Source organism: Aeromonas sp. QDB39, assembly GCF_027707585.1.
In the GTDB taxonomy this organism is placed as follows: Bacteria; Pseudomonadota; Gammaproteobacteria; order Enterobacterales; family Aeromonadaceae; genus Aeromonas; species Aeromonas hydrophila.
Genome location: NZ_JAPCIV010000008.1, coordinates 23,319 through 46,762, shown reverse-complemented (window position 1 = coordinate 46,762; position 23,444 = coordinate 23,319). Strand labels below are relative to the sequence as shown.

Annotated in this window: 25 protein-coding genes; 11 read left to right on the top strand and 14 right to left on the bottom strand. The window is 62.3% G+C overall.

From position 1 onward, the window contains the following. Together flgM and PG899_RS06305 are read left to right on the top strand one after the other, a co-directional pair. Entirely contained in the window at positions 1-321 is a 321-nt protein-coding gene (gene flgM / locus PG899_RS06310) for a flagellar biosynthesis anti-sigma factor FlgM (RefSeq protein ID WP_011706648.1), read from the top strand. Then, positions 321-734, top strand: coding sequence for a flagella synthesis protein FlgN (locus PG899_RS06305; protein WP_101615492.1), 414 nt, complete (start codon positions 321-323; stop codon positions 732-734). Before flgM ends, PG899_RS06305 begins: the two co-directional genes overlap by 1 nt. 57 nt (positions 735-791) lie before the next feature. On the opposite strand, the gene yfcE is transcribed toward PG899_RS06305, so the two are convergent. Continuing rightward, positions 792-1,334, bottom strand: coding sequence for a phosphodiesterase (gene yfcE, locus PG899_RS06300; protein ID WP_101615494.1), 543 nt, complete (start codon positions 1,332-1,334; stop codon positions 792-794). 10 nt (positions 1,335-1,344) lie between these two features. Then, positions 1,345-2,934, bottom strand: a complete 1,590-nt coding sequence (locus PG899_RS06295; RefSeq protein ID WP_226031493.1) for a peptide ABC transporter substrate-binding protein — start codon at positions 2,932-2,934, stop codon at positions 1,345-1,347. Positions 2,935-3,207: 273 nt separating this feature from the next. On the opposite strand from PG899_RS06295, the gene PG899_RS06290 reads away from it, so the two are divergent. After that, a complete protein-coding gene (locus tag PG899_RS06290) occupies positions 3,208-4,113 on the top strand; it encodes a DMT family transporter (RefSeq protein WP_270697272.1) in 906 nt (301 codons plus the stop codon). 11 nt (positions 4,114-4,124) lie between these two features. Here PG899_RS06290 and rsuA read toward each other — a convergent pair whose 3' ends face one another. Then, positions 4,125-4,817: a 16S rRNA pseudouridine(516) synthase RsuA gene (gene rsuA, locus PG899_RS06285; RefSeq protein WP_016351327.1), complete on the bottom strand. Its 693-nt coding sequence runs from the start codon at positions 4,815-4,817 to the stop codon at positions 4,125-4,127. Between the two features lie 174 nt (positions 4,818-4,991). On the opposite strand from rsuA, the gene PG899_RS06280 reads away from it, so the two are divergent. Further along, entirely contained in the window at positions 4,992-6,188 is a 1,197-nt protein-coding gene (locus PG899_RS06280) for an HD-GYP domain-containing protein (protein WP_024944823.1), read from the top strand. Here the strand turns inward: PG899_RS06280 and PG899_RS06275 are convergent. Together PG899_RS06275 and fsa are read right to left on the bottom strand one after the other, a co-directional pair. Then, on the bottom strand, positions 6,185-6,373 hold the full coding sequence (locus PG899_RS06275) for a hypothetical protein (protein ID WP_024944822.1): 189 nt from the start codon (positions 6,371-6,373) through the stop codon (positions 6,185-6,187). The two genes, PG899_RS06280 and PG899_RS06275, sit on opposite strands and share 4 nt — an antisense overlap. A gap of 99 nt (positions 6,374-6,472) precedes the next feature. Then, entirely contained in the window at positions 6,473-7,123 is a 651-nt protein-coding gene (gene fsa, locus PG899_RS06270) for a fructose-6-phosphate aldolase (RefSeq protein ID WP_024944821.1), read from the bottom strand. A gap of 128 nt (positions 7,124-7,251) precedes the next feature. Between fsa and PG899_RS06265 the strand changes: the two genes are divergently transcribed. From PG899_RS06265 to PG899_RS06245, 5 genes are all read left to right on the top strand, one after another. Continuing rightward, complete coding sequence (locus PG899_RS06265; protein WP_024944820.1) at positions 7,252-8,148, top strand: glycyl-radical enzyme activating protein; 897 nt, start codon at positions 7,252-7,254, stop codon at positions 8,146-8,148. Positions 8,149-8,222: 74 nt separating this feature from the next. Next, positions 8,223-10,655 (top strand): formate C-acetyltransferase/glycerol dehydratase family glycyl radical enzyme, encoded by a 2,433-nt coding sequence (locus PG899_RS06260; protein ID WP_024944819.1) that lies wholly within the window; start codon positions 8,223-8,225, stop codon positions 10,653-10,655. A gap of 92 nt (positions 10,656-10,747) precedes the next feature. Then, positions 10,748-11,494 carry a DeoR/GlpR family DNA-binding transcription regulator gene (locus PG899_RS06255; RefSeq protein WP_011706659.1) on the top strand — a complete coding sequence of 249 codons (747 nt, stop codon included), beginning with the start codon at positions 10,748-10,750 and terminating at the stop codon, positions 11,492-11,494. Positions 11,495-11,621: 127 nt separating this feature from the next. Further along, on the top strand, positions 11,622-12,515 hold the full coding sequence (locus PG899_RS06250; protein ID WP_024944818.1) for an EamA family transporter: 894 nt from the start codon (positions 11,622-11,624) through the stop codon (positions 12,513-12,515). 121 nt (positions 12,516-12,636) lie between these two features. Beyond that, complete coding sequence (locus tag PG899_RS06245) at positions 12,637-14,487, top strand: extracellular solute-binding protein (RefSeq protein WP_077095372.1); 1,851 nt, start codon at positions 12,637-12,639, stop codon at positions 14,485-14,487. A 114-nt stretch (positions 14,488-14,601) separates the two neighbouring features. Here the strand turns inward: PG899_RS06245 and PG899_RS06240 are convergent, their stop codons facing one another. Together PG899_RS06240 and PG899_RS06235 are read right to left on the bottom strand one after the other, a co-directional pair. Then, complete coding sequence (locus tag PG899_RS06240; protein WP_005302792.1) at positions 14,602-14,994, bottom strand: DUF2750 domain-containing protein; 393 nt, start codon at positions 14,992-14,994, stop codon at positions 14,602-14,604. A 93-nt stretch (positions 14,995-15,087) separates the two neighbouring features. Continuing rightward, positions 15,088-15,645 (bottom strand): hypothetical protein, encoded by a 558-nt coding sequence (locus tag PG899_RS06235; RefSeq protein WP_024944816.1) that lies wholly within the window; start codon positions 15,643-15,645, stop codon positions 15,088-15,090. A gap of 250 nt (positions 15,646-15,895) precedes the next feature. Between PG899_RS06235 and PG899_RS06230 the strand changes: the two genes are divergently transcribed. After that, on the top strand, positions 15,896-16,144 hold the full coding sequence (locus PG899_RS06230; protein ID WP_011706664.1) for a TIGR02647 family protein: 249 nt from the start codon (positions 15,896-15,898) through the stop codon (positions 16,142-16,144). On the opposite strand, the gene PG899_RS06225 is transcribed toward PG899_RS06230, so the two are convergent. The 7 genes from PG899_RS06225 to PG899_RS06195 form a co-directional block, all read right to left on the bottom strand. Further along, positions 16,131-16,436, bottom strand: a complete 306-nt coding sequence (locus tag PG899_RS06225; RefSeq protein ID WP_024944815.1) for a hypothetical protein — start codon at positions 16,434-16,436, stop codon at positions 16,131-16,133. The genes PG899_RS06230 and PG899_RS06225 overlap by 14 nt on opposite strands. A 121-nt stretch (positions 16,437-16,557) precedes the next feature. Next, positions 16,558-16,767, bottom strand: coding sequence for a cold-shock protein (locus PG899_RS06220; protein ID WP_005331438.1), 210 nt, complete (start codon positions 16,765-16,767; stop codon positions 16,558-16,560). A 204-nt stretch (positions 16,768-16,971) separates the two neighbouring features. Continuing rightward, entirely contained in the window at positions 16,972-18,072 is a 1,101-nt protein-coding gene (locus PG899_RS06215; RefSeq protein ID WP_024944814.1) for a dihydrolipoamide acetyltransferase family protein, read from the bottom strand. Beyond that, entirely contained in the window at positions 18,069-19,055 is a 987-nt protein-coding gene (locus tag PG899_RS06210) for an alpha-ketoacid dehydrogenase subunit beta (protein ID WP_024944813.1), read from the bottom strand. Before PG899_RS06210 ends, PG899_RS06215 begins: the two co-directional genes overlap by 4 nt. Beyond that, complete coding sequence (gene pdhA, locus PG899_RS06205) at positions 19,052-20,143, bottom strand: pyruvate dehydrogenase (acetyl-transferring) E1 component subunit alpha (RefSeq protein ID WP_024944812.1); 1,092 nt, start codon at positions 20,141-20,143, stop codon at positions 19,052-19,054. The genes PG899_RS06210 and pdhA overlap by 4 nt, the downstream gene beginning before the upstream one ends. A gap of 281 nt (positions 20,144-20,424) precedes the next feature. Continuing rightward, positions 20,425-21,450 carry a succinylglutamate desuccinylase gene (gene astE / locus PG899_RS06200; RefSeq protein ID WP_024944811.1) on the bottom strand — a complete coding sequence of 342 codons (1,026 nt, stop codon included), beginning with the start codon at positions 21,448-21,450 and terminating at the stop codon, positions 20,425-20,427. Positions 21,451-21,725: 275 nt separating this feature from the next. Beyond that, a complete protein-coding gene (locus PG899_RS06195) occupies positions 21,726-21,935 on the bottom strand; it encodes a DUF1127 domain-containing protein (RefSeq protein WP_011706670.1) in 210 nt (69 codons plus the stop codon). Positions 21,936-22,456: 521 nt separating this feature from the next. On the opposite strand from PG899_RS06195, the gene PG899_RS06190 reads away from it, so the two are divergent. Then, positions 22,457-23,350, top strand: a complete 894-nt coding sequence (locus PG899_RS06190; RefSeq protein WP_024944810.1) for a DNA replication terminus site-binding protein — start codon at positions 22,457-22,459, stop codon at positions 23,348-23,350. The last annotated feature ends 94 nt before the right edge of the window (positions 23,351-23,444 follow it).

Sequence of the window (23,444 nt, the reverse complement as noted above, 5' to 3'; positions counted from 1 at the left end):
ATGGCTATTAACAATATCAACAACTTGGCGAACAACCGGTTGCAAAATACCGGAAGCAGCCAGGGTGCCAATACCAAACCAGCGACCTCGTCCCCCGATAACCGTGCGGCGACCGTCAAGACCGACTCCGTCTCCTTGACCAGCGAGGCGCAGCAATTGCAACAGATGCAGAAGAACCTCAACTCAGCCTCCACCGGCAATGAAAGCCGGGTCGAGAGCCTGAAGAAAGCCGTGGCCAATGGTGAATATCAGGTCAACAGTGAAGCTGTGGCCAAGAAGATGTTCAGCTTCGAATCCAACCTCGACAAGTTGCTGGGATAATGGATTTACCTTCGCTGCTGCACACTCAAGACGACTACCTCTCCCAGATGCAAGGCTTGCTGGAGGAGGAGTTCAACCTGCTCAAGCAGCACCAGGCGCTGGCGCTGCCCGAGCTGGCAGAGCGCAAGCAGAAGCTGCTTGCCGATATTGAAGAGCTGGACAAGGCCATGGCGCAGCAGCCAGACCTGAAACAGCAACTGAACGCCTACCCCGAGCAGATGCGCACCCTGCGTGAGAAACTCGATGCCTGCCAGGAACAGAACGATCTGAACGGGCGCCTGCTCGAGCTCAGCATCGTCTCCAACCGCCGGCTGGCCAGCTACCTGAGCAAGCTGCGGGATCGCAACTCCCTGACCTATGACGCCAAGGGCAATACCCGCTCCGGTACCCGCTCCATCGGCATCAAGGCCTGACTTCCCCGTTATGACGGCTGGCTGCTCCGCAGCACGACCATCCCAACCCCCTCTCTTTTACAGTTCCAGCCGCAACAGCACTTCGCTGTCCGCACAGGCGTGGATCCCGAGCACCCCATCCTCGTAGCGGCCATAACTTGCCGCCAGGTTGCCGCGTGGAAAACAGATGGATCCCGGGTTCATCAGCACCAGCTCCCCTTCGCGCTGCAGCACGGGCAAATGGGTGTGACCGCTGATGAACAGGCTGCCGGCAGGCAGCGGTACCTCTGCAGGCCGATAGAGATGGCCGTGGCTGACGAACCAGCGCCGACCATCCACCAGCATCTGGTTGTAAGGGGCGGTGATGGGGAAATCCAGCAGCATCTGATCCACTTCCGAATCACAATTGCCCCGTACCGCCATGACGCGGGAAGCCAGCGTGTTGAGTCGCTCGGCCACGGCCGCAGGGGCATAGCCCGGCGGCACAGGGTTGCGCGGGCCGTGGTTGAGCAGATCGCCGAGCAGCAGGTAGTGATCCGGCTGCCAGGGGACAAGCTGGTCCAGCACCCGCTCCAGCGCACTCAGGCTGCCGTGCAGGTCGGAAAGAATGGCAATTTTCATGGCAAGCTCCTTACTGCTGGCTGAAGTAGAGATCCTTGGTGGCGATCGCCCCCTTGAGGTTCTGTACCGGCAGGCCGCGCAGGGTGGGATCCACCAGCCGCATCTGGTTGTAGTGATAGACGGGAATGGCCGGCATCTCGTCCATCAACAGTTGCTCGGCCTGGTGGTAGAGCCCGGTTCGCGCATTGCCATCCAGGGTATCAGCCGCCTGCTGCAGCAGGCCGTCGAAGGTCGGGTTGCAGTAACCACTCTCGTTCTGGGGATCCTGGCAGCGGAAGCTGTTGAGCATGGCGGAGGGCTCCACGTAATCCCCGAACAGGAAGGAGCGGGCCAGCATGAAATCGCCGCTGTCTTTGGCCACCTGATAGGCATTCCACTCCATGTTGTTGAGCGTCACCTCGACTCCCAGCGGCTTCCACATGGACGCGACCGCCAGCGCCAGCTTCTTGTGATTCTCCGAGGTGTTGTAGGTGAGCGTCAGCTTGAGAGGATGCTGACTGTCATAGCCCGCCTGGGCCAGCAGCGCCGCCGCCTTGGCCAACCGGGTCGGTTGATCCTGCAGGGCCAGGGGGGAGCTCAGCGCCTCGTAGCCCGGCATGCCGGGCAGCAGCGACCAGGCGGCCTGCTCTCCCTGCCCGCTGACCTTCTCGGTCAACAGGTGCCGATCGATGGTCATGGCCAGCGCCTGGCGCACCCGCACATCCTGCAGCTCGGGGCGACGCAGGTTGAAGGTGTAGAGGTAGGTGCCCAATAGCGGCAGTCCCCAGATCCGCTCGGGGGTCGCCTCCTTGGTCTTCTGGTAATACTCCAGCGCCACCTTGTTGGTGAGCTGGATCTCCCCCGCCTCGTAGCGCAGCCGTTCGGCATGCTGGGAAGCGAGCGGCAGGTAGGTCACCCGCTGGATCCGGGTGTGGGCATCATCCCAGTACTGGACGTTGCGCTCGGCTTCGATGCGCTCATTGGGCACCCAGTTCACCAGCTTGTAGGCACCGTTGCTCACCAGTTTGCCAGGCTGTGTCCACTGCTTGCCAAACTGGCTGACCGCTTTCTGGTTGACCGGCACGAAGGGGCGCTGGCTTATCAGTTGCAGGAAGTAGGGCACCGGCCGCTCCAGCGTCACTTTGAGGATCTGGTCGCTTTCCGCCTCCACCCCCAGGGTGTTGAGATCGAGCGCACCGGCATAGATGGACTGGGCATTGTTGATGCCGGTCGCCAGCAGCAGGCCGGCTGAGGGCGAGGCCTGGGCCGGATCCAGCAGACGACGCCAGGCATAGACGAAATCGGCGGCGGTGAGCGCGTCACCATTGGACCACTTGAGCTGGGGGCGCAGGAAGAAACGCCAGACCAGCCCGTCCTCGCTGGTCTCCCAGCGCTGGGCCTGGGCCGGCACGATCCGCCCCTGCCCATCTTCGCTCACCAGCCCCTCGAACAAGTCCACCAGCACCACTTCACCGGGAAAACCGGAGCGGATCTGGGCCGGATCGAGGGACTCGGGTTCGGCGCCATTGCCCTTGACCAGGGTCTGGCGATCAGACAGCGCAGGCTCCTGGGATACCGTGGTCGCCTGCAGCGGCGGCGCCAGCAGCAGACCCAGCAGCATGGGAGGAAGCCAGCGACGGGCTGGCCGGGAAGCGGGGCACAAAACCATGACATAAACCTCGTTCAAAACACTTATTTCAAGAAGGGGGAAGGCCGGCGGCGCGCCTGAATACGAATGCATGATGCCGCGCTTGTTATCCCCGAAGACGCCCCGTATTGTATCGGGCTTGCCCAAGAGATGGAGTCTCTCGGGCTATTTTTTTCCGTAGTTTTTTATGAGGTGCGAGCGGTTGTCGCCTGCGTCCTTCATCTGGCTACATTTTCAGGAGTTTTTATGGGGTACGAGTGGCTGGCACTGGCAGCAGCCAGTTTATGGGCGATAGCTGCCCTTATCTCCGTCAAACCGGCGCGCCACTTGGGAGCATTTGCCTACAGCCGCTGGCGCATGTTGCTGGTCAGCCTGATGCTGGGGTCGGCCAGTCTGGCCACCGGTGGCTGGCAGACCCTGACCCAGAGCGCCCTGCCCCTGCTGGCACTGTCGGGCTTGATCGGCATCTTCGTTGGCGACACCGCCCTGTTTGCCTGCATGAACCGGCTGGGGCCAAGACGCAGCGGCCTGCTGTTCTCCTGCCATGCCCTCTTCTCCGCCCTGCTCGGCCTCTGGTTGTTTGGTGAGCAGCTCGGTGGCTGGCGACTGGTGGGGGCCATGCTGGTCTTTGCCGGCGTCATGCTGGCCATCCTGTTCGGCCGCCGTGGCAATGCTCAGCAGAATGAATGGGAACAGGTACGCGGCCATCTCGTCATCGGCATCGGTCTGGGCCTGACCGCCGCCTTCTGCCAAAGTTTGGGTGCCATCATCGCCAAACCGGTGATGATGAGTGGCACCGTGGATGCGATCAGCGCCTCCGGCATCCGCATGGGCAGCGCCCTGCTGGCCCACTGCACCCTGCGTGCGCTGAGAGTGCCGCTGTCATTGCCGCACAACCCCATCAACCGCCAGGTATTGGGGATGATCGGCATCAACGGCTTTCTGGCGATGGCCATGGGCATGACGCTGATCCTGGTCGCTTTGCGCCAGGGAGACGTCGGCATGGTGGCGATCCTCTCCTCCACCACGCCGGTGATCCTGTTGCCACTGCTGTGGTGGCACTCGGGCCAGCGCCCTTCCCTGGCGGCCTGGGCCGGCGCCCTGCTGGCGACCCTGGGCACCACGCTGGTACTGGGAGCCAGCGGACACTGACTCCAGAAGGGTCAGAACCGGGCGATCTCGTCGGCGGTGAGCTCGCGATATTCGCCCGGTGCCAGCTCTTCATCCAGCGTCAGGTCACCCACCCGCTCCCGGTGCAGTCCCACCACCTTGTTGCCGATGGCGGCAAACATCCGCTTCACCTGATGGTACTTGCCCTCGTGGATGGTCAGACGCGCCTCGCACTCTCCCAGGATCTCCAGCTGGGCCGGCCGGGTCTTCTCGGTCTCGCTGCGCAGCAGCACCCCTTCGGCAAACAGTGCAATGGCATCCGGGCTGACCGGGTCGGCCAGCCAGACGTGGTAGGTCTTCGCGCACTCGTGACGGGGGGAAGTGATGCGATGGGACCACTGGCCGTCGTCGGTCACCAGCACCAGGCCGGTGGTGTCGAGATCGAGCCGTCCCACCACGTGCAGCTTGCCCATGGCCGGCTCATCCATCAGGAAGAACACGGTGGGGTGATCCGGATCTTCGTTGGAGCAGACATACCCTTCCGGCTTGTGCAGCATGAAGTAGCGATTGCGCTGATCCAGGGTCAGGGTGACACCGTCAAATTCCACCTGGCTCTGCTCGTTGATGTGGAAGGCGGGCTGCTTGACCACGATACCGTCCACCATCACCTCTCCCTGCCGGATCAGTTTGCCCGCCAGCGAGCGGGTCAAGTCGGAACAATCGCAAAGAAATTTATCGAGCCGCATGCACAACCTCAGAGTCCATCAAGAAAGGGGCGTCATTATATCGGCCGGGGCCGACAACTCCAGCACTAAGCACCGCGGCCGCCACGCATGTCGCCATGACGAACCGGGGCGCCGGTGTTAGACTGCCAACAGAGGGCCTAACGTTACGCATAATAATAAAGTTCAGGAAGCCGTATGAAGTCGCAAACACCTCATCCCGTTATTCCCGTCAACCAGCTGCAACCCGGCATGTACGTGATCGCCATCATCAGCCAGACCGGCGGCATGGAGATTGCCCAGATGGGGCTGGTGACCACCCGCCAGCAGATCAACGATCTGGTCAAGCGTGGCGTACTCACGGTGCGGGTCGATCTCGCCCGCAGCAAGCTGCCCGGCATCGAGCAGGTCATCTCCCCCGACCCGGCCATCTCCCCGGCCAGCACCCAGCGTCCCTCCGGCAGCGGCAACAGCGAGGGGCGCGAGCTGAAGATCCGCCGGCTTTATCAGGAGGCCCGCGAGCTGCAGGGCAAGTTCATCCGCCATCTCAAGGCGGGGGAGCCCATCGACATCACGCCGCTGGCGGCGGTCGCCGAGGAGATGGTGGACACCATGTTCACCCACGGTGACGCCATGCTCTGTCTGGCCCGCATTCGCGCCAAGGATGCCTACTTGATGGAGCACTCGATGAACGTCGCCATCCTGCTGGCGAACTTCGGCCGCTATCTGGACCTGGATCGCAGCGTGCTCAAGGAGCTGACCCTGGGAGGCCTGCTGCACGACGTGGGCAAGATCATGACCCCGGACGAGGTGCTCAACAAACCGGGCAAGCTCACCGACGAGGAGTTCGCCGTCATGCGCCAGCACGTGGTGCACAGCTACGAGATCCTGAGCAACACCCCCGGCATCACCGCCACCATGCTGGAGGTGGCCGCCAACCACCACGAACGGCTCGACGGCACCGGTTACCCGCAGCGGCTCAAAGGCGAGCAGCTCTCGCTCTATACCCGCATGAGCGGCATCGTCGATGTCTATGACGCCGTTACGGCGGATCGGGTCTACAAGCAGGGGATGCAGCCAACCCAGGCCTTTCGCATTCTGCTCAAAGGGATCAACCACCACTTCGATGCCGAACTGGTCACCAAGTTCATCAAGTGCATGGGGGTCTATCCGGTGGGGACGCTGGTGCAGCTCTCCAACCAGCGGCTGGCCATCGTCATGCAGCGCAATCCCCATGAGCCGCTCAAACCGGTGGTGAAGGTGATCTATCACGGGACCCAGCGCCACTACCTCGAGGTGCAGTGGCTGGATCTGGCCAAGAACGGGGTGCAGGAAACCATCGAGAGCACGGTCGATCCCAAGGAGTTCGGCATCAACCTCGCCAACTTCGTCTAGTCGGCATCTCCCTCCCGCAACCGCTCGACGCAGTGCTGGATGAGAAACTCCTCATCCAGCGGCGACAGATCGAAGCGGATGCAGGCCTCTTCGATGGCCCGGATGTCGTGTTGATGGTGCTCGCTGAGCCAGCGCACGGCGCGGCGCAGATCTTCACCATGGGGCAGCAGGGTATGGTCGCTCATGGGGCACCTCCGATCAGCCATCGATAGTGGCCCATCACTGCGGGCCCTCTCTTCTAGCTTAGCCCGCCTGTCGCCCCTTCATCCTGCCTTCAAGCAGCCTCAGGCAAACGCCCGCTGCCAATCCTCGTCAAACTTCGCCAGCGCCGCATCCACCGCCGGCACCCGCAGCAACTGTTCGGCCACGTCGAGCGGTAATGTGATGGACTGGCAACCCGCCAGCAGGCAGTCAAGCGCCTGGCGCGGAGTGCGGAACGATGCCGCCAGCACCTTGCTGTGCGGCGCATGCAGCGCCAGCAGCTGTTGCAGCTCCTGTACGGTGGCGATGCCATCGCCCCCCTGGGCATCCAGCCGGTTGACGTAGGGCGCCACGTATTCCGCCCCCGCCACCGCCGCCAGCCAGCCCTGCAGCGGGGTATAGACCGCCGTGCCCAGGGTCGGTACCCCGTTGGCCGTCAGGGTCTTGATGGCCGCCAGCCCCTCTTCACATACCGGGATCTTGATCACCAGGTCCCGGTCCAGCTCACGCAGGGCAAATGCCTCGCGCACCATCTCGGTCTCGGTTTTGGCCATCACCTGGGCAAACAGCCGCGCCTTGGGACCCAGCACCTCCCGCAGGGCGGGCAGCAACTCGGTCAGCGGCATACCGCCTGCCGCGGTAATGGACGGGTTGGTGGTGACGCCGGCCAGCGGCAGGATCCGTGACCAGCGGCGCACCGCAGCCACATCGGCAGTATCGAGATAAAGCTCCATCTCTGACTCCTTAATGGGATGTTCAATCTGTCGCCATTCTAGCGAGATAACATCCGCACATTGTTTGATCAAAATCAAATCAACTTTCGAACGAAAGAAAATAGAATGCAAAAACAAAAGGAGGCGGTATGATTTTCGACCTGCAACGCTATTCAACTCACGATGGCCCCGGCATTCGCACCCTGGTGTTTCTCAAGGGGTGCTCGCTGGCCTGTCGCTGGTGTCAAAACCCGGAAAGCCGCTCTCCCAAGCCGGACATACTACTCGACCGGCGCCAATGCATCGAGGGATGCCGGCTCTGCAGCGATGCCTGCCCGGCAATCTTGCGTGACAGCCAGGGTGTCCAGCTCACCCGCTCAGCCCTCGGCAATCAGGATGTGGAACGGCTGCGCGGCCTCTGCCCCAGCGAAGCGCTGCAGGTGTGCGGCCGGGAGGAGAGTCTGGACACCCTGATGGCCACCATCCTGCGGGATCGCCCCTTCTTCGAGCGCAGCGGCGGCGGGGTCACCCTCTCCGGCGGCGAGCCCTTCATGCAGCCCGAATTTGCCGCCAGCCTGCTGGCCCGCTGCAAGGCCGAGGGACTGCATACCGCGGTAGAAAGCTGCCTGCACGTGCCTTGGCACCAGATTGAACCTAGCCTCCCCCACCTCGACCTGCTGCTGGCTGATCTCAAGCATGTGGATGAGGAGCGCTTCTTCGACTGGACCCGCGGCAAGGTCGCCCTGCCCCTGGCCAACCTCAAGCGTCTGGCCGAGCGCGGCGTGGCCATGCAGATCCGGGTGCCGCTCATCCCCGGCTTCAATGCCGACCGCGCCTCCATCGAGGCCATTACCCAAGCTGCCGCCACTCTTGGCACAGTGCAGGAGATCCACTTTCTCCCCTACCACACCCTGGGCGCAGGCAAATACGCCCTGCTCGACCAACCCTATCAGGCGCCCCTGCAGCCACTCGATGACCCGGCACTGCTCGCCTTTGCCCATGAGTGTGCCCGTGCGCAGGGGCTGACCCCGCTCACCCGGGGCTAGCAACACCCCATGACATCCGCCACTGACCGACCATTTACCGTCAACTCACCGTCCTATGACCAGAGGATAAGACCATGACCCAGCTCGACCTCACTACCCTGCCCCCGCGGATCCGTGCCCACAAGGAGAGCCTGATCCACATCGTCCAACCGCCGGTCTGCACCGAGCGCGCCCGCCACTACACGCAAGCCTATCAGGCCCATCTGGCCCGGCCGCTGCCGGTGCGCCGCGCCCTGGCGCTGGCCCACCACCTCAAGGAGCGCACCATCTGGATCAAGCACGACGAGCTCATCGTCGGCAACCAGGCGAGTCAGGTGCGGGCGGCGCCGCTCTTTCCCGAATACACGGTGGGCTGGATCGAGAAGGAGATCGACGAGCTGGCCGACCGCCCCGGCGCCGGCTTTGCGGTGAGCGAGGCAGACAAGCTGGCCATTCACGCCCTCACCCCCTTCTGGCGTGGCCAGACGGTGCAGGATCGCTGCTACGGCCTCTTTACCGACGAGCAGAAGGGGCTGCTGGAGAGCGGCATCATCAAGGCCGAGGGCAACATGACCTCGGGGGATGCCCACCTCGCGGTCAATTACGAGCAACTGCTTGCCCTCGGCCTCGACGGCCTCAAGGCCAAGGTGGCCGAGCGGCGCGGCCGGCTCGATCTGGCGGACTGGGCCGATCTGCAGCGCGAGCAGTTCCTGCAGGCCGTCGCCATCACCTTCGATGCCGTCAGCCAGCACATCGAGCGTTACGCCGCACTGGCCCGCGAACTGGCGCAGCAGGAGCCGCGCCCAGAGCGCCGCTGCGAGCTTGAGACCATAGCCCTCAACTGCGCTCACATCGCCCACCGGCCCCCCGAGACCTTCTGGCAGGCGCTGCAGCTCTGCTACTTCATTCAGCTCATCCTGCAGATCGAGTCCAACGGCCACTCGGTGTCGTTTGGCCGGATGGACCAATACCTCTATCCCTGGTATCGCCGCGAAGTAGAGCTGTCGGAATCCCTGCCGCGCACACGCGCCATCGAGCTGCTGCAAGGGTGCTGGCTCAAGTTGCTGGAGGTAAACAAGATCCGCTCCGGCACCCACTCCAAGGCCTCCGCCGGCAGCCCGCTCTATCAAAACGTCACCATCGGCGGCCAGAACTGGCGGGATGGCAAGGCCCATGACGCGGTCAACGGCCTCTCCTACGCGATTCTGGAGTCCTGCGGCCAGCTGCGCTCGACCCAGCCCAACCTCTCGGTGCGCTACCACGCACGAATGAGCGAGGATTTCCTCGACGCCTGCATCCAGGTGATCCGCTGCGGCTTCGGCATGCCCGCCTTCAACAACGACGAGGTGGTGATCCCCGAGTTCATCAAGCTCGGGGTGAGCGAGGAGGATGCCCACCACTACGCCGCCATCGGCTGCATCGAAACCGCGGTGCCCGGCAAGTGGGGCTATCGCTGCACCGGCATGAGCTTCATCAACTTCGCCCGCATCCTGCTGGCGGCGCTGGATGGCGGCCGTGACGCCACCACCGGCAAGGTCTTCCTGCCCCAGCCCCAGTCACTGCGGCAAGGCTCGTTCGGCCACTTCGACGAGGTGATGGCCCGCTGGGATGAGCAGGTGCGCTACTTCACCCGCAAATCCATCGAGATCGACTGCGTGGTCGACAGCGTGCTGGAGGCCCAGGCCCACGACATCCTCTGCAGCGCCCTGGTGGATGACTGCATCGAACGCGGCAAGACCATCAAGCAGGGGGGCGCCGTCTATGACTGGGTCTCCGGCCTGCAGGTGGGGATCGCCAACCTGGGCAACAGCCTGGCGGCGCTGAAGAAACTGGTGTTCGAGCAGGGCGTGGTGGATCAGCGCGAGCTGGCCGAAGCGCTCGAGCAGGATTTTGCCGGGCTCGAGGGCGAACAGCTGCGCCAGCGCCTCACCCACGCGGCCCCCAAATACGGCAACGATCTGGACGAGGTCGACCTGCTGCTGGTGCAGGCCTACCAGAGCTACATCGACGAGCTCAAGGGGCTGCACAACACCCGCTTCGGCCGTGGCCCCATCGGCGGCACCTACTATGCGGGCACCTCCTCCATCTCGGCCAACGTGCCGTTTGGGGCGGCCACCATGGCCACCCCGGATGGCCGCCACGCCCGCACCCCGCTGGCGGAAGGGGCCAGCCCAGCGTCAGGCTCGGATCGCCTCGGCCCCACGGCTGTGTTCAACTCGCTCGGCAAGCTGCCCACGGCGGCCATCCTCGGCGGCGTGCTGCTCAACCAGAAGCTGAGCCCGGCCAGCCTTGAAAACGAGCGGGACAAGACCAAGCTGATGAGCCTGCTGCGCACCTTCTTCGAGGTGCACAAGGGGTGGCACGTGCAGTACAACATCGTCTCGCGGGAAACCCTGCTGGCCGCCAAGGCCCATCCCGACCAGTATCGGGATCTGGTGGTGCGGGTGGCGGGCTATTCGGCCTTCTTCACCGCCTTATCCCCCGATGCGCAAGATGATATCATCGCCCGCACCGAGCACAGTCTCTGACGGGCCCCACCAGGGGCAGCTGTGCCCCTTTATGACCGGCAAGCCACCCGCGCGGTGGCTTGCCGCTATCCACTGCCAGCCAGCGAGGCCCCATGAACCCACGCCACCAACTGATCCTCACCCTGGTCCATCAGGCCCGCAAGATGAGCGTGAGCGAGCTCTCCCAACGTACCGGGGTATCGGAGGTGACGGTGCGCAACGACCTGACCGCGCTCGAAAAACAGGGGCTGCTCAAGCGGGTGCACGGCTCGGCCATGGCGCTGGAGAGCGACGATCCCGACGCCCGGATGAACATCAATTACCTGCTCAAGGAGCGCCTCGCCGAGCGAGCCGCCCAGCTGGTAGAGGATGGCGAGACGGTCTTTATCGAAGGAGGCAGCGCCAACGCCCTGCTGGCCCGTCATCTGGCCCTGCACAAGCGGGTCACCATCATCACCATCAGCAGCTACATCGCCCACCTGCTGCGCGACACCCAGGCTCAGGTAGTGCTGCTCGGCGGCCTGTTCCAGCATCAGAGCGAGAGCGTGGTGGGGCCACTGACCCGGCTGTGCATCGAGCAGGTACACTTCTCAAAGGCCTTCATCGGGGTAGACGGTTTTCATCCCGAGATGGGCTTCACCGGCCGCGACATGATGCGGGCCGACGTGGTCAACAGCGTGCTGGCCAAGGGGGTGACTAATGTGGTCATCACCGACAGCAGCAAGTTCGGCGCCATCCACCCGAGCCCGCTCGGCACGCCAGGCCAGATCGGCGTGCTGGTCACCGACGACGCCCTGCCCGCCCCCATGCGGGCCACCCTGGCCGCACGCGGCATCACAGTGCACTGCGTCGCCGCCTGAATCGCACCTTGCCCCCCGTTGCCAGGTTGCTCCCCCGCCTGGCGGCTTGACGGCGCCCACCGAGGCTGGGGTATGCTCGTCCTCTTTTGGCCTCTCCTGCCAGAGGCCACAGACCGAAGGACGCTGCATGCACACCAAGGACAAATTTCTGGCTGCTCTGGTCATCCTCTGCTGGGGGCTCAACTTCGTCGCCATCAAGTGGGGGCTGGAGGGGATTCCCCCGCTGCTGCTGGGGGCGCTGCGCTTCGTCGGGGTGGTCTTTCCCGCCATCTTGCTGGTCCCCAGACCCGCCATGCCGTGGCGCTGGCTGCTGGCCTATGGCGGAGCCATCAGTCTGGGGCAGTTCTCCTTTCTGTTTTGCGCCATGAAGTTTGGCATGCCGGCGGGCATGGCCTCGCTGGTGCTGCAATCCCAGGTGGTGTTCACCCTGCTGTTCGCCATGATCTGGCTGGGTGAGCGCTGGCAACCCCACCACTGGGTGGCCCTGCCGCTGGCGGGGGCCGGCCTCTATCTCATCGCCACCCATGGCGAAGGCAATCTCACTCTGCTCGGCTTCGTGCTGACCCTCTGCGCGGCCGCCTGCTGGGGGCTTGGCAACGTCATCAATCGCCAGATCGGGCTGCGCTACCAGACCACGCTGCCGAGCCTTATCGCCTGGGGTGGACTGGTGCCCATCCTCCCCTTCTTCGCGCTCTCCTGGTTGTTCGAGGGGCCCGAGCTGATGGCCAGCAGCCTGCTCAACATCAGCTGGCAGGGGTTCCTGTGCGTGCTCTATCTCTCCTTTGTCGCCACCTGGCTCGGCTACGGCCTGTGGGGACGGCTGCTGATGCGCTACCCGGTGGCGCAGGTGGCCCCTCTCTCCCTGCTGGTGCCCTGCGTCGGCATGGTGGCAGCGGCCCTGCTGCTGGATGAGCACCCCACCCCCTTGCAGTGGCTGGGCTCGGCCCTGGTGCTGCTGGGATTCGTGGTGCATCTGCTGGGCGGCCGGCTGCGCTGGTTCAAGCCGCAGGCTGCAGCCTGATCCTTATTTGCCCGCCGCCATTGACCAGGGCGGGGAAACTTTCCATGATGAGCCAGCCCCCATCGGGGCTGGAGCCACCCACCAGTGGCCTGCAGGACGCAGCCATCAGGAGAGCAAGGACATGCCATCGACCTTCACCGCCAGCCCCCGCATCATCCCGCGCCTTCTGCGCACCAGCGCCATTGCCCTGACCCTCTGCCTGAGCCACTACGGCTGGAGCGCCACCCTGCCAGCCGATCTGACCTGGGAGAGCAACAACGCGGATCCGGCTTTCGCGGATCCGGCCGCCAAGCGGGGCGGTACCTTTCGCGGCTTCATGACCAGTTTTCCGCTGACCCTGCGGGTCTACGGCCCGGACTCCAACGGCGGCTTCGCCGGCTATATGCGGGAGACCAACCTGCCGCTCTTGAGCACCCATCCCGTCACCGGCAATCCCATGCCGATGCTGGCCAACGAATGGGCCTTCGGAGCTGACCACAAGACCCTCTATCTGCGCATCAATCCCAAGGCACGCTGGTCGGACGGTCAACCGGTCACCGCCGATGACTGGCTGTTCACCCTCAAGCTGCTGCGCAGCAAAGAGATCAACGACCCCTGGTACAACAACTACTACAGCACCCAGATAAGCGAAGTGACCAAGTTTGATGACCACACCCTGGCCATCTCCAGCGGCAGTGCCAAGAGTCGCCAGGATCTGCTGGAATCCCTGCCCTTCAGCCCGGCCCCCAGCCACGCCATCAAGATCACCGCCGACTGGGTCAAGGCGTACAACTGGAAGCTGCTGCCGGTGACCGGCCCCTATCAGCTTGGCGAGGTGAAGAAGGGCAAGTCGGTCACCTTCGAGCGGGTCAAGGATTGGTGGGGCAATGACGAGCGCTACTTCCAGCACCGCTTCAACCCGGATCGGATCGAGCTCAAGGTGCTCAGGGATCAGAACATCGCCTGGCAGCACTTCCTGCGCGGCGAGCTCGATACCTTCCCGCTGGTGATGCCCAACTGGTGGCACGACAAGAGCAAAACGCCGGAGTTCGCCAAGGGCTATATCGAACGCCTCTGGTTCTACAACCAGACACCCCAGCCCCCAACGGGGCTCTATCTCAACACCGCCGATCCGCTGCTGCGCAATCTCGATGTGCGGCTCGGCATCCAGCACGCCCTCAATCTCGACAAGATGCTCACCACCCTGCTACGGGGAGATTACCAGCGCCTCAACAGCTATGGCTCCGGCCAGGGGGAATTCACCAATACGGAGCTCAAGGCCCGCCCGTTTGATCCCGAGCTGGCGCGCCACTACTTCGCCAAGGCCGGCTTCACCAAGCCCGGTCCCGACGGTACCCTGCAAAACAGCCAGGGCCAGCCGCTGACTCTGACCATCACCTACACCACGGCGGAGCACGCCCAGCGCCTCACCCTGCTGCGCGAAGAGGCCAAGAAGGCGGGGCTCAACCTCGAGCTCAACCTGATGGATGCCTCGGCCGGCTTCAAGTCGATGCTGGAGAAAAAGCACCAGAGCGCCTGGATGGCCTGGTCAGGCAGCCGTTATCCCGCCTATTGGGAGTTCTTCCACAAGATCAACGCCAACAAGCCGCAGACCAACAACATCATGAACATCGATGATGACGCCATCACGGCCCTGGTGGAGCAGTACGACAAGGAGTTCGACTTCGCCAAAAAAACGGCGCTGTCGCGCCAGATCCAGCAGAGGCTCTATGAGCTGGCCAGCTTCGTGCCCGCCTACCAGGTGCCCTACACCCGGGAAGGGGCCTGGCGCTGGATAAAACTGCCCAAGCTGCCGGCGACGCCCAAGAGCGAGGTGCTCTACTGGCCGCTGGACGGCAGCAACAGCGGCTACAGCTACGGTGGCCTGTTCTGGATTGATGAAGAGGCCAAGACGCAGACCCAGGCCGCCATCGAGGCGGATCAGACCTTTCCGGCCGTCACCCGGATTGATACCACCTATCAGCAGAAATAGGGGCCTGCGCAGCCTGCCTCTTTGCCAAGGTTGGCCTAGGCCACCAACAAAAAGACCCCGCACAGTGGCGGGGTCTTTTTTGCTACCGGGGTTGCCAGCTGGAAGCAGCAGCGATTAACCGCGCTTGGCCTGCTTCTGGGCGATAGCGTCGGCCACGTCGGCCGGCTCCAGCACGATACCTTCCTGATCCGGGGTCGGGAACACGGCAACGCACAACTCATCCTGCTCCATGCCGTCGATCCAGCGCTCCAGCCACACCTTGAGGGTGATGGACTGCGGCTTGCAGTCGGCCCACTCCCCTTCGGCCCACGCCTTGGCGTATTCCGGATGCGGCCATACCGGGATGCAGTCTTCATCGTCGGTGGTCAGCATCATGACGCCGTGCTCGTCGGTCAGAACGAACAGCTCTTCGTGCTCGACCAGCTTGCTGATGAAGTGATCAAAGCGGTAGTCCGCGTTCAGTTGCAGCGCTGCATTGCGCTCGGTGTCGCTCAGTTCATAGCTCATCGGTCAAGTCTCTTGTGCAATAAAGGGCGCCATGTTCACATCTTGCCGGCGCCTTGTCCAGTATGAGAGATCGGTCACCGATTTTTCGCGATCTCATCCCAGCTCGGGGGTCACCAGGGTGATCTCCGCCATCTCGCTGAAACGCTGGCGCAGCCAGTAGGCGGACTCCACCTCGACGAAGCAGAGCGGCTCCCGTCCGGCCAGGGCAGCGGCCATGATCTGCTCGAAACGGGCCTGTTGTTGCGCTTGCCAGGCGGCGGCCAGCTTGCCGCCATGGGCCTCATCCACCACCTCGCGGCGCAACTCGAACAGGTTGTCGGTGATCGGGCTGTTGATCTTGGCCGGGCTGTGCCAGTACATCAGCAAATTGTCCATCATTTCGCTGTCGTAATTGGCCAGCGCATCCAGCTCGGGCGTCGCCCCCTCTTCACCGGTGGCAAAATCACACCAGGCCGCCGTCAGCGGGGCCAGGGTCCGGGCGGCGGCCCCCTTGCCATGCTGACGCAGGGCAGCGACATCCGCTCCCTTGCAGGCTGGCAGCCAGACATCGCCCTGATGCTGCTCGAGCAGGGGCAACAACAGGGAGGCGGGATAGACGGGGAAACGCGTCCCCAGAGTGTGCAGCAGTGATACCAGTGTGATCTTGACCATGGAATACGCCTTGAACCGGAGGCCGATACACAGCGTTCGGCCAGAAAGACAAAGGAGGCACCTATCCTATCATGTTTGGCATGGCAGGGGCGGACTCAACTACGCCTCCTGCAAGCACTGGCAGGACGGCCAAAAAAGCAGCGTTTGAGCACGCATGGAAAGGAGAAAGCCCAATAGTTTGAGCCAGCGCCCACTAAAGTGGATCCGGGAATGCTAGTTTGCATACATCTTTAGCGTAAGGAGTGCATTCATGATCGGGATCGACCAGGTTTCTAACGAGTTTGTAAACGATTTGAAAATACTGGCATGTTTTGATCCGGCCAACATGAGCCTGGGGATCAAGTTGCGCAGCGACATGTCCGACGAACTCTGCCAGGCAGCATCACGCCTGCATCAGCAGGGGCTCATCAGCGCGGAAGATGGTGGCTATCTGACGCCATTCGGCATGACCATGGTCGAGCACCTGCAGCACCTGCTGGTCGCACTCAAACCGCTTTGATTGCTTTGGGAGCCCACAGCGAAAAGTTGAGCAGCTCCCAGCGTTTCCCCTGACGCAGCAAACAGGCAAACAGCAAAGGACCTTCGGGTCCTTTTACTTTGCCATCGACCATCCACTCCCCCACCCGTTTTGGCAATGGTTGAGCCTTGATCTCGTCGGGCAGGGAGCCGCCGTCCACGCGCACCTCGACAAACTGCTGGCATACGGCTTTTGCCTCGGCCTCGACAGCATCCCGCCCCTGTACATCGGCAGAAGTGATCAGCGTGGCGGCAAGCAGAAGAGATGGCAGCATGGTGGAGGCAACGAGAGAGTAGGAAGTAGCACCATTCACTCCCCACAGATGGGAGTGAAGCGTCCATAAACAAAAAGCCGCGGAACCAGAGGCACCACGGCTTTCTTAAATTCTGTAAGAATTACAGAGCAGTTACGTTCTCAGCCTGCGGGCCTTTCTGACCTTGAGTCACAGAGAACTGTACGCGCTGACCTTCAGCCAGGGTACGGAAGCCGTTACCGCTGATAGCGCTGAAGTGAACGAAAACGTCCGGGCCGTTTTCTTGCTGGATGAAGCCAAAACCTTTGGTTTCGTTGAAAAACTTAACGGTACCGGTGATCATGTTAGACATATCTTTAAACCTGTATTCAAAATAATTACTTATGCTTTTCAGCGGATAAAGCTCAAAAAACGGGATTAACTTATGAACAACAGGAAAAGATGTAAAACATCATATTCATTGACATAACTATCGCCCTTTCAAGCTGGTTTAGATTATACGTGGCTTTGGGGATTACGCAAACAATTTGTGCCCTGCCACGGCAGGGCACAAATGTCACAATGAGGGGGCTTCCAGCGCCTGTACCAGGGCCTTGAGGAAGCGTGCCGCCTCACCGCCGGTGCAGGCTCTGTGGTCGAATGTCATCGACAACGGCAGTGCTCTGACCGGGCGTGCCTCCCCGTGGATGAACACGACTTTCTCAAACAATTTGCCCGCCCCTATGATGGCCACCTGAGGCGGCGTCACGATCGGGCTGGCATAGCGCCCCGCGATGGCGCCGAAGTTGGTGAGGGTGATGGTCGCCCCCTGCAACATCTCGCGCGGCACCGCGCGCGCCTTCACGTCGGCAATCATTCGATCCAGTCCCTGCCGTAGATCGGCCCCTTCCCGTTCGGCCACGTTTTCCATTACCGGCACGTAGAGCCCATGTTTGGAATCCACCGCAATGGCCACGTTGACCTCTCTGAACAGCCGTCTTGACAGGGTGTCACCGTCAAACCAGGCATTCATGGAGGGTTCCGCCCGACAAGCCACACCGATGGCCTTGATAAGGCGCACCGTGACGTCTTCATCGGGGCGCCAGTGACGCAAGTCCACCTCATCGGTGATGCTGACCGGCACTACCGTTTTGTGGGACAGCTCCATCGCCTTGGCCATGGCCCGGCGCGAGCCCTTGAGGAACTCGTTGCCACTGCTCTGCTGGGCCTCGAATGCTTGCTGCACATCCTGTTCGGTCACCATGCCGGCACTGCCGCTCCCCTTGAGCCGCTCGATATCCAGCCCCAGTTTCTGGGCCAGCAGGCGTACAGCCGGCATGGCCTGCACCAAGGCACCGCCGGGAGCGATGGCCCCTACTACGAAGTGATCCTCGATGTGCTGCTGATGGGCATTGACCTTGCCCACAACGGTGCCGTCATCCTCACCGCCTTCAAACTCCACCAGCGGAGCGCCGATGTGAAGGATGTCCCCCTCGGCACCACACAACCTGGCGATGACCCCCGCCACTGGCGAAGGTACATCCACCAGCGCCTTGGCCGTCTCTACTGACAACAACACCTGATCGACGCTCACGGTGTCGCCGGCGCTGACCTTCCATTCGACGATCTCGGCTTCGGCCAAGCCTTCACCCAGATCCGGTAATTTGAAAAATTTCATAGCCACTGGTTCTCCATCAGCTGATGAGCCGCATCGGCAATGTCCTGCTCGGTGATGAGGTAATACTCTTCGTTGCGGTAATAGGGGACGGCGGCGTCCACCCCGGTGAGCCGTCTGGGCGGTGCCTTGAGGGAAGTCAGCGCCTCCTCGGTGACCCGCGCCACGATCTCGGCGCCGACCCCGAAACTGCCGCACGCCTCGTGTACCACCAGCAGGCGACCGGTCTTGCGTACCGATGCCAGGATGCTCTCCATGTCCAGCGGCTTGATGGTGGCGAGATCCAGCACTTCGCACTGAATGTCCTGCTCCGCCAGCAGGGTCGCGGCCCGCATCACCTCCTGGATGCAGGCTCCCCAGGCGACGACCGTGAGGTCGCGGCCGGGACGCAGGGTAAAGCAGACATCCAGCGGCAACCCGATGCCGTCATCCACCACGTCGGATTTCATCGAGCGATAGATGCGGTCTGGCTCGAAGAACATCACGGGATCCGGGTCGCGAATGGCCGACAACAGCAGACCATAGGCCCGTTTCGGGCTGGAGGGGATCACCACCCGCAGCCCGGGAATGTGGGCGAACAGGGCTTCCACGCTCTCGCTGTGGTGTTCGGGGGAGTGAATGCCGGCGCCGTAGGGGGAGCGGTAAACGATGGGGCAGGTGATGCGGCCCCGGGTGCGGTTGCGCATCCGCGCCGCCTGGCAGATGATCTGCTCCATACCCGGGAAGATGAAGCCCTGAAACTGGAATTCAGCCACCGGCTTGAGCCCCTGGGTGGCCATCCCGACCGCTACCCCGGCGATCAGCCCCTCGGCCAGCGGGGTATCGATCACCCGCTTGAAGCCGAACTTGTCGCGCAGGCCCACGGTGGCGCGAAACACCCCGCCGTTGACCCCCACATCCTCGCCGAGTACCACCACGTCCGGGTCCCGCTCCATCTCGTGATGCAACGCCAGATTGACGGCCTCGAGCAACGTCATATCACTCATGCTTCCTCCCCGCTGTGCTGCTGCATGCCCTTGGCGATGATGCGCTGGCGCTGCGTGCGGTAATCCTTCGGCAACTCGGCAAACTGATAGTCAAGCAGGGTTTCCGGGGCCTGCGCCGCCGTGTTTTCATACACGGCCACGGCGCGCTCGACCTCGCGGGCCGCCTCGGCCAGCAATGCCTGCTCCTGCTGCTCGTCCCACCAGCCCTGTGCAAACATGAACTGGCGCAGCCGCTTGACTGGCTCCTTGGCCCAGGCGGCTTCCACCTCGGCCGCTTCCCGATAACGGGTCGCATCGTCGGCCGTGGTGTGATCCCCCAGCCGATAGCTGACCGCCTCGATCAGGGTCGGTCCCTTGCCGCTGCGGGCGCGCTCGACGGCGCTGCGGGTGGCCTCATAGACGGCGACCACGTCGTTGCCGTCCACCTGAATGCTGCGCACACCGGCCCCTATCCCTTTCTGGGCCAGGGTGGGAGCGCTCGACTGCAGCTTGCGTGGCACCGAGATGGCCCACTGGTTGTTGTTGATGATCATCACCATGGGCAGGTGCCAGACACCGGCACAGTTGAGCCCCTCCAGGAAGTCGCCCTTGGAGGTGCCGCCATCGCCGATGGTCACCACGGCGACCCTGGGCTGATTGCGCAGTTTGAAGGCCGCGGCGATGCCGGCGGCATGGGTGATCTGGGTGGCGATGGGCACGCAGATGGGCAGGTCCTCGGAGAGTTCGCCATCCGCCTTGTAAAAGACGCTGCCACGCTCGTCTCCGCCCCAGTACTGCAGGTTTTTCTCCATGGGCACGCCCCGAACATAGAGGGTGGGCATGTCCCGGTAGTAGGGCACATAGACATCCTGCGGCTGCATGGCGAGCCCGACCCCTATCCCGACCGCCTCGGCGCCCAGGTGGGAGGGAAACGTACCAAGCTTGCCGGTTCGCTGCAGCGCGATCGCTTTCTTGTCATAGCTGCGCACCATCACCATGTTGCAGTAGAAGGTGTGCAGTATCGCCTTGTCCAGCCAGGTCGGTAGTGTGGCGACCGGGCGCCCTTCCTCATCGAGGTAACGAAGGAAAGGGATGTCGACATGGGTCATAACTGGCTCCTTGCCGTTGTCAACGTCACCACCATGAGGTGACCCTTTGAATGTAAATAGATTGTTAACCAAAGGGCAATGAGATTTAGCCAGGTAGGACCAGTAGAAACTTCTTTAATTTCAGAAAGAAGCTGGATTTTTCGGCTGAGAGAAAACGAAACAGGGAGCTGCATCGGGCTCCCTGTCAGGATGGGGGCGGGATCGCTCAAGGCTCCCGAAAAGGGCTGCACGCCCGGCAATGCCGGTGGCAGCCTGCCATTGCCATCAAAAGTGGCGCCGGGTTACTCCCACAGCCGGGTCGGCACCACCAGCAACACGGTACGCTGGCCGATCGCCACGTTGGCGTTGGGGAACACCACCGCCTCCCGCGGTTTCTCTACCGTGTAGCGCAGCTCGCCATCCTCGGCCAGCACGAAACCCTGGGGAAATTCGGTGAAATTGTCCACATCGCTGGCAAACAGGAAACGAAACTGCTCCGAGCGCTTGTTGATCACCCGATCGATGGCAAAGATGGTGAAGTCATCCGCCCGCCAGGGCTCCAGCACCACCTCGTCCCGGGTCACCAGATCCTGCAGCGCCTGCCGGGTTTCGATGAAACGGGTCATGTCGTTCTCGCCAAACGGGCGCACCTTGCCCAGCTCCACCGTAAAGGCGTGAGCACCGTGGCGGTGGGAGCTGTAATAGCTGAAGGTGGTGGTGGGGCCGCTGGAGAGCAGAATGGTGCGCACGCCGCAGGCGCCGAGAAACTGCACCTGCTCCTTGCAATGGGGCCGCTCGTGGGGGAAGGGATAGACGGCAAATTTCTCGTGACGCGAGCCGCGAATGGCAGTGTGCAGGTCGTAGTGGTAGCGCGGTCTGGCCGGGTCGGCGAAGAAGCGGCTCACATACTGCTCGAGGCGCATGGCGCGGATCCGCTCCTGGTTGCACAGCCCCTCCCCCTTGCTGTGGGCGCCGGAGAAGAGCCGGTTCATGTTCTCCTCCACTTCGCGCACGCCCAGGTTCATGGCCGCCGGGTTGCCGAACAGAAACAGCACCCGGTGACAAGCCCTGAGCTCGCCACTGAGCAGACGGCTCAGCAGCTGGTTGCAGATCTCGATGGGGGCCGTCTCGTTGCCGTGGATGCCGCAGGAGAGCACGATATCCTTGCGCCCGCCCGGCAGGTCGCCGGCACCGCTGGCAGGCTCCAGGCAGAGCACCCCCGTATCCCACACACTCGCGCGAGCACCATCCGGCAGATCAAATGAGAACGGCTCAAGCTGCCACTCGTGGCGGCGAGTCAGGGCCAAAAAGTCATGCTGGGGAATCATCCATCTCACCCTTTTGTCAGGAACGCTTGGCCGGATTATACGCAAGGCCCTCGGGCTTAAAATCAATTTTTAAACAAATTCAAACAGTAATGTTACAAGTGTGGGAGGGAGGAACATCACGAGGGAACAAAAGGGGTCGGCTACAGGCCGTGAGAGAGGGGAACGGGTACAACGAAGAGAACGGGCCCAGGCAAACGGGGCTGTCTGTCACGCCATGGCGACGCTGGCTGGCAACAGTGAGTCAGCAGTAAAACGAGGCATCCTTGCCCGGCAGATCAACCACGCCAGAACGGCTTGGTGGTCTCTTGATAACGATCGGCTTCGTTCAGACCAATGTCCTTGAGCAGGTACTCGGGCAGCTCGGAGAGCTGGCGACGGCTGCGGCTGCGTTCCAGCCAGGTCAGTACGGTCATTTTGACGCGAGCAGCCAGATTCAGTTGGCTGGAATGCTGGTAACCGGCTTCGGTATAAGTCATGTTGGCCATGATGTGGCTCCTCTTTACAATGTCTGCGCGGGGTGCGAATTTGTTGCGCAAAGCTTAGTCAGGGGGGGTAGCCGACTCAATTGACGAATTTTGATAGCAGACATTATTAAAACTAATGGTTGATGTCGTCATGAGCATGAATATAACGCATTGATTAATAACAACTTAATCATCTTTTCGTCTGTACAGAATACCCTGCAGCATATTCTCCTGCATGGATCCCTTCTAACTATGCAGTTTCCTCTACTGGCTATGCATTCACTGTGGGCACAAGCAAGGCGGGCAACCTGGCCTTTACATTCAGTTGTTAACCAAGCGATCTTTTATTGATCCTTTATTAACAGCTAGATACAAAGATTTTACCCTCAAATGACTCCGATCTTTTGTCCCTCTCCAACCCCCTGGAACGCAGGCACTTGGCACCCATGCCGCAGGCTGATATGGTTATTTATACAGTGCTTTCACTGCCCTACGATCAGCCCATTCACCAGGGCTGACAGGGGCAAATACAGGACATGCCGATGGAGACATTTACCCCCACAGCCGCCTTGCGCCAGCAGATGGAGCGACTTGAACAGGCGCTGGACAGCCTGGCCACGCAGCTGGAACAGCTTGAGTTGCTGGAGGCCCACGTCTATCCCCTGCCCGCCGTACCGCAAGGACAGGAGCATGAGCCCATCGAGCAGATCGAGGTGGGCTATCTGGGCGAGGAGGCCGCACTGGCCGCGACCCTCAGCGCCTATCGGGATCACAGCGCCCGCCCCGGTTGCTCCACCAAGGCCACCCACCGCCTGCCGGGCTGGCTGCGCTTTCCTGCCGCCAGTGCCCCCCTGCTGCGACCGCTGATCGACGAGGTCAACGGGTGCAAGCTCGCTTTCAAGGCGCTGGTGCAGCAGGCGGGCGGGCGGGATGAGAAGTTCGAGTTGGTGCACAGGGCCCTGCCAGGAGTCATTACCCTGCAGGTCTATCGCAAGCTCACTTGGCTTGAGGGAGAGCTGCACTCGCTCGGCTTCACCTGGGCTGACAAGCAGAGCATCAGTCGGCTCAGTCGGGAGCAGGTGCTGGAGATGCTGGAGCGCAGCCGCCGCTATATCCCGGCGCTGTCGAACAACGAGGAGTGGAGCAAGATGGTGGATCAAGAGGTGTACGACATCCGCCGCCTGCCTGCGGATGCAGAGCTCAGGATCCGCCGGCCGGTCAAGACCCACCCGATGATCAACCTGCTCTGGCAGGACCGGGAGCCTCGCAAGCAGCAGCTCAAGGCGAGCCTGCCCCTGCTGCTCTGCTCGGACACCCAGCCCGCCGTCACCCACCTTGGCCACTACCCGCCCAAGCTGCGCCAGGCCCGGCGGGATCGCAAGATTGGCGGCGAGCCCATCATAGAGCGGTTGCATCTCTACCTCTATCAGGGATAACCGGCACGAACTGTTGTGCAGCCTCGCCCAGGCGTCACGTGCGCCAAACGGCACGAGCCAAATAACACGTACCAAACAACAAGGGGAGCATCAT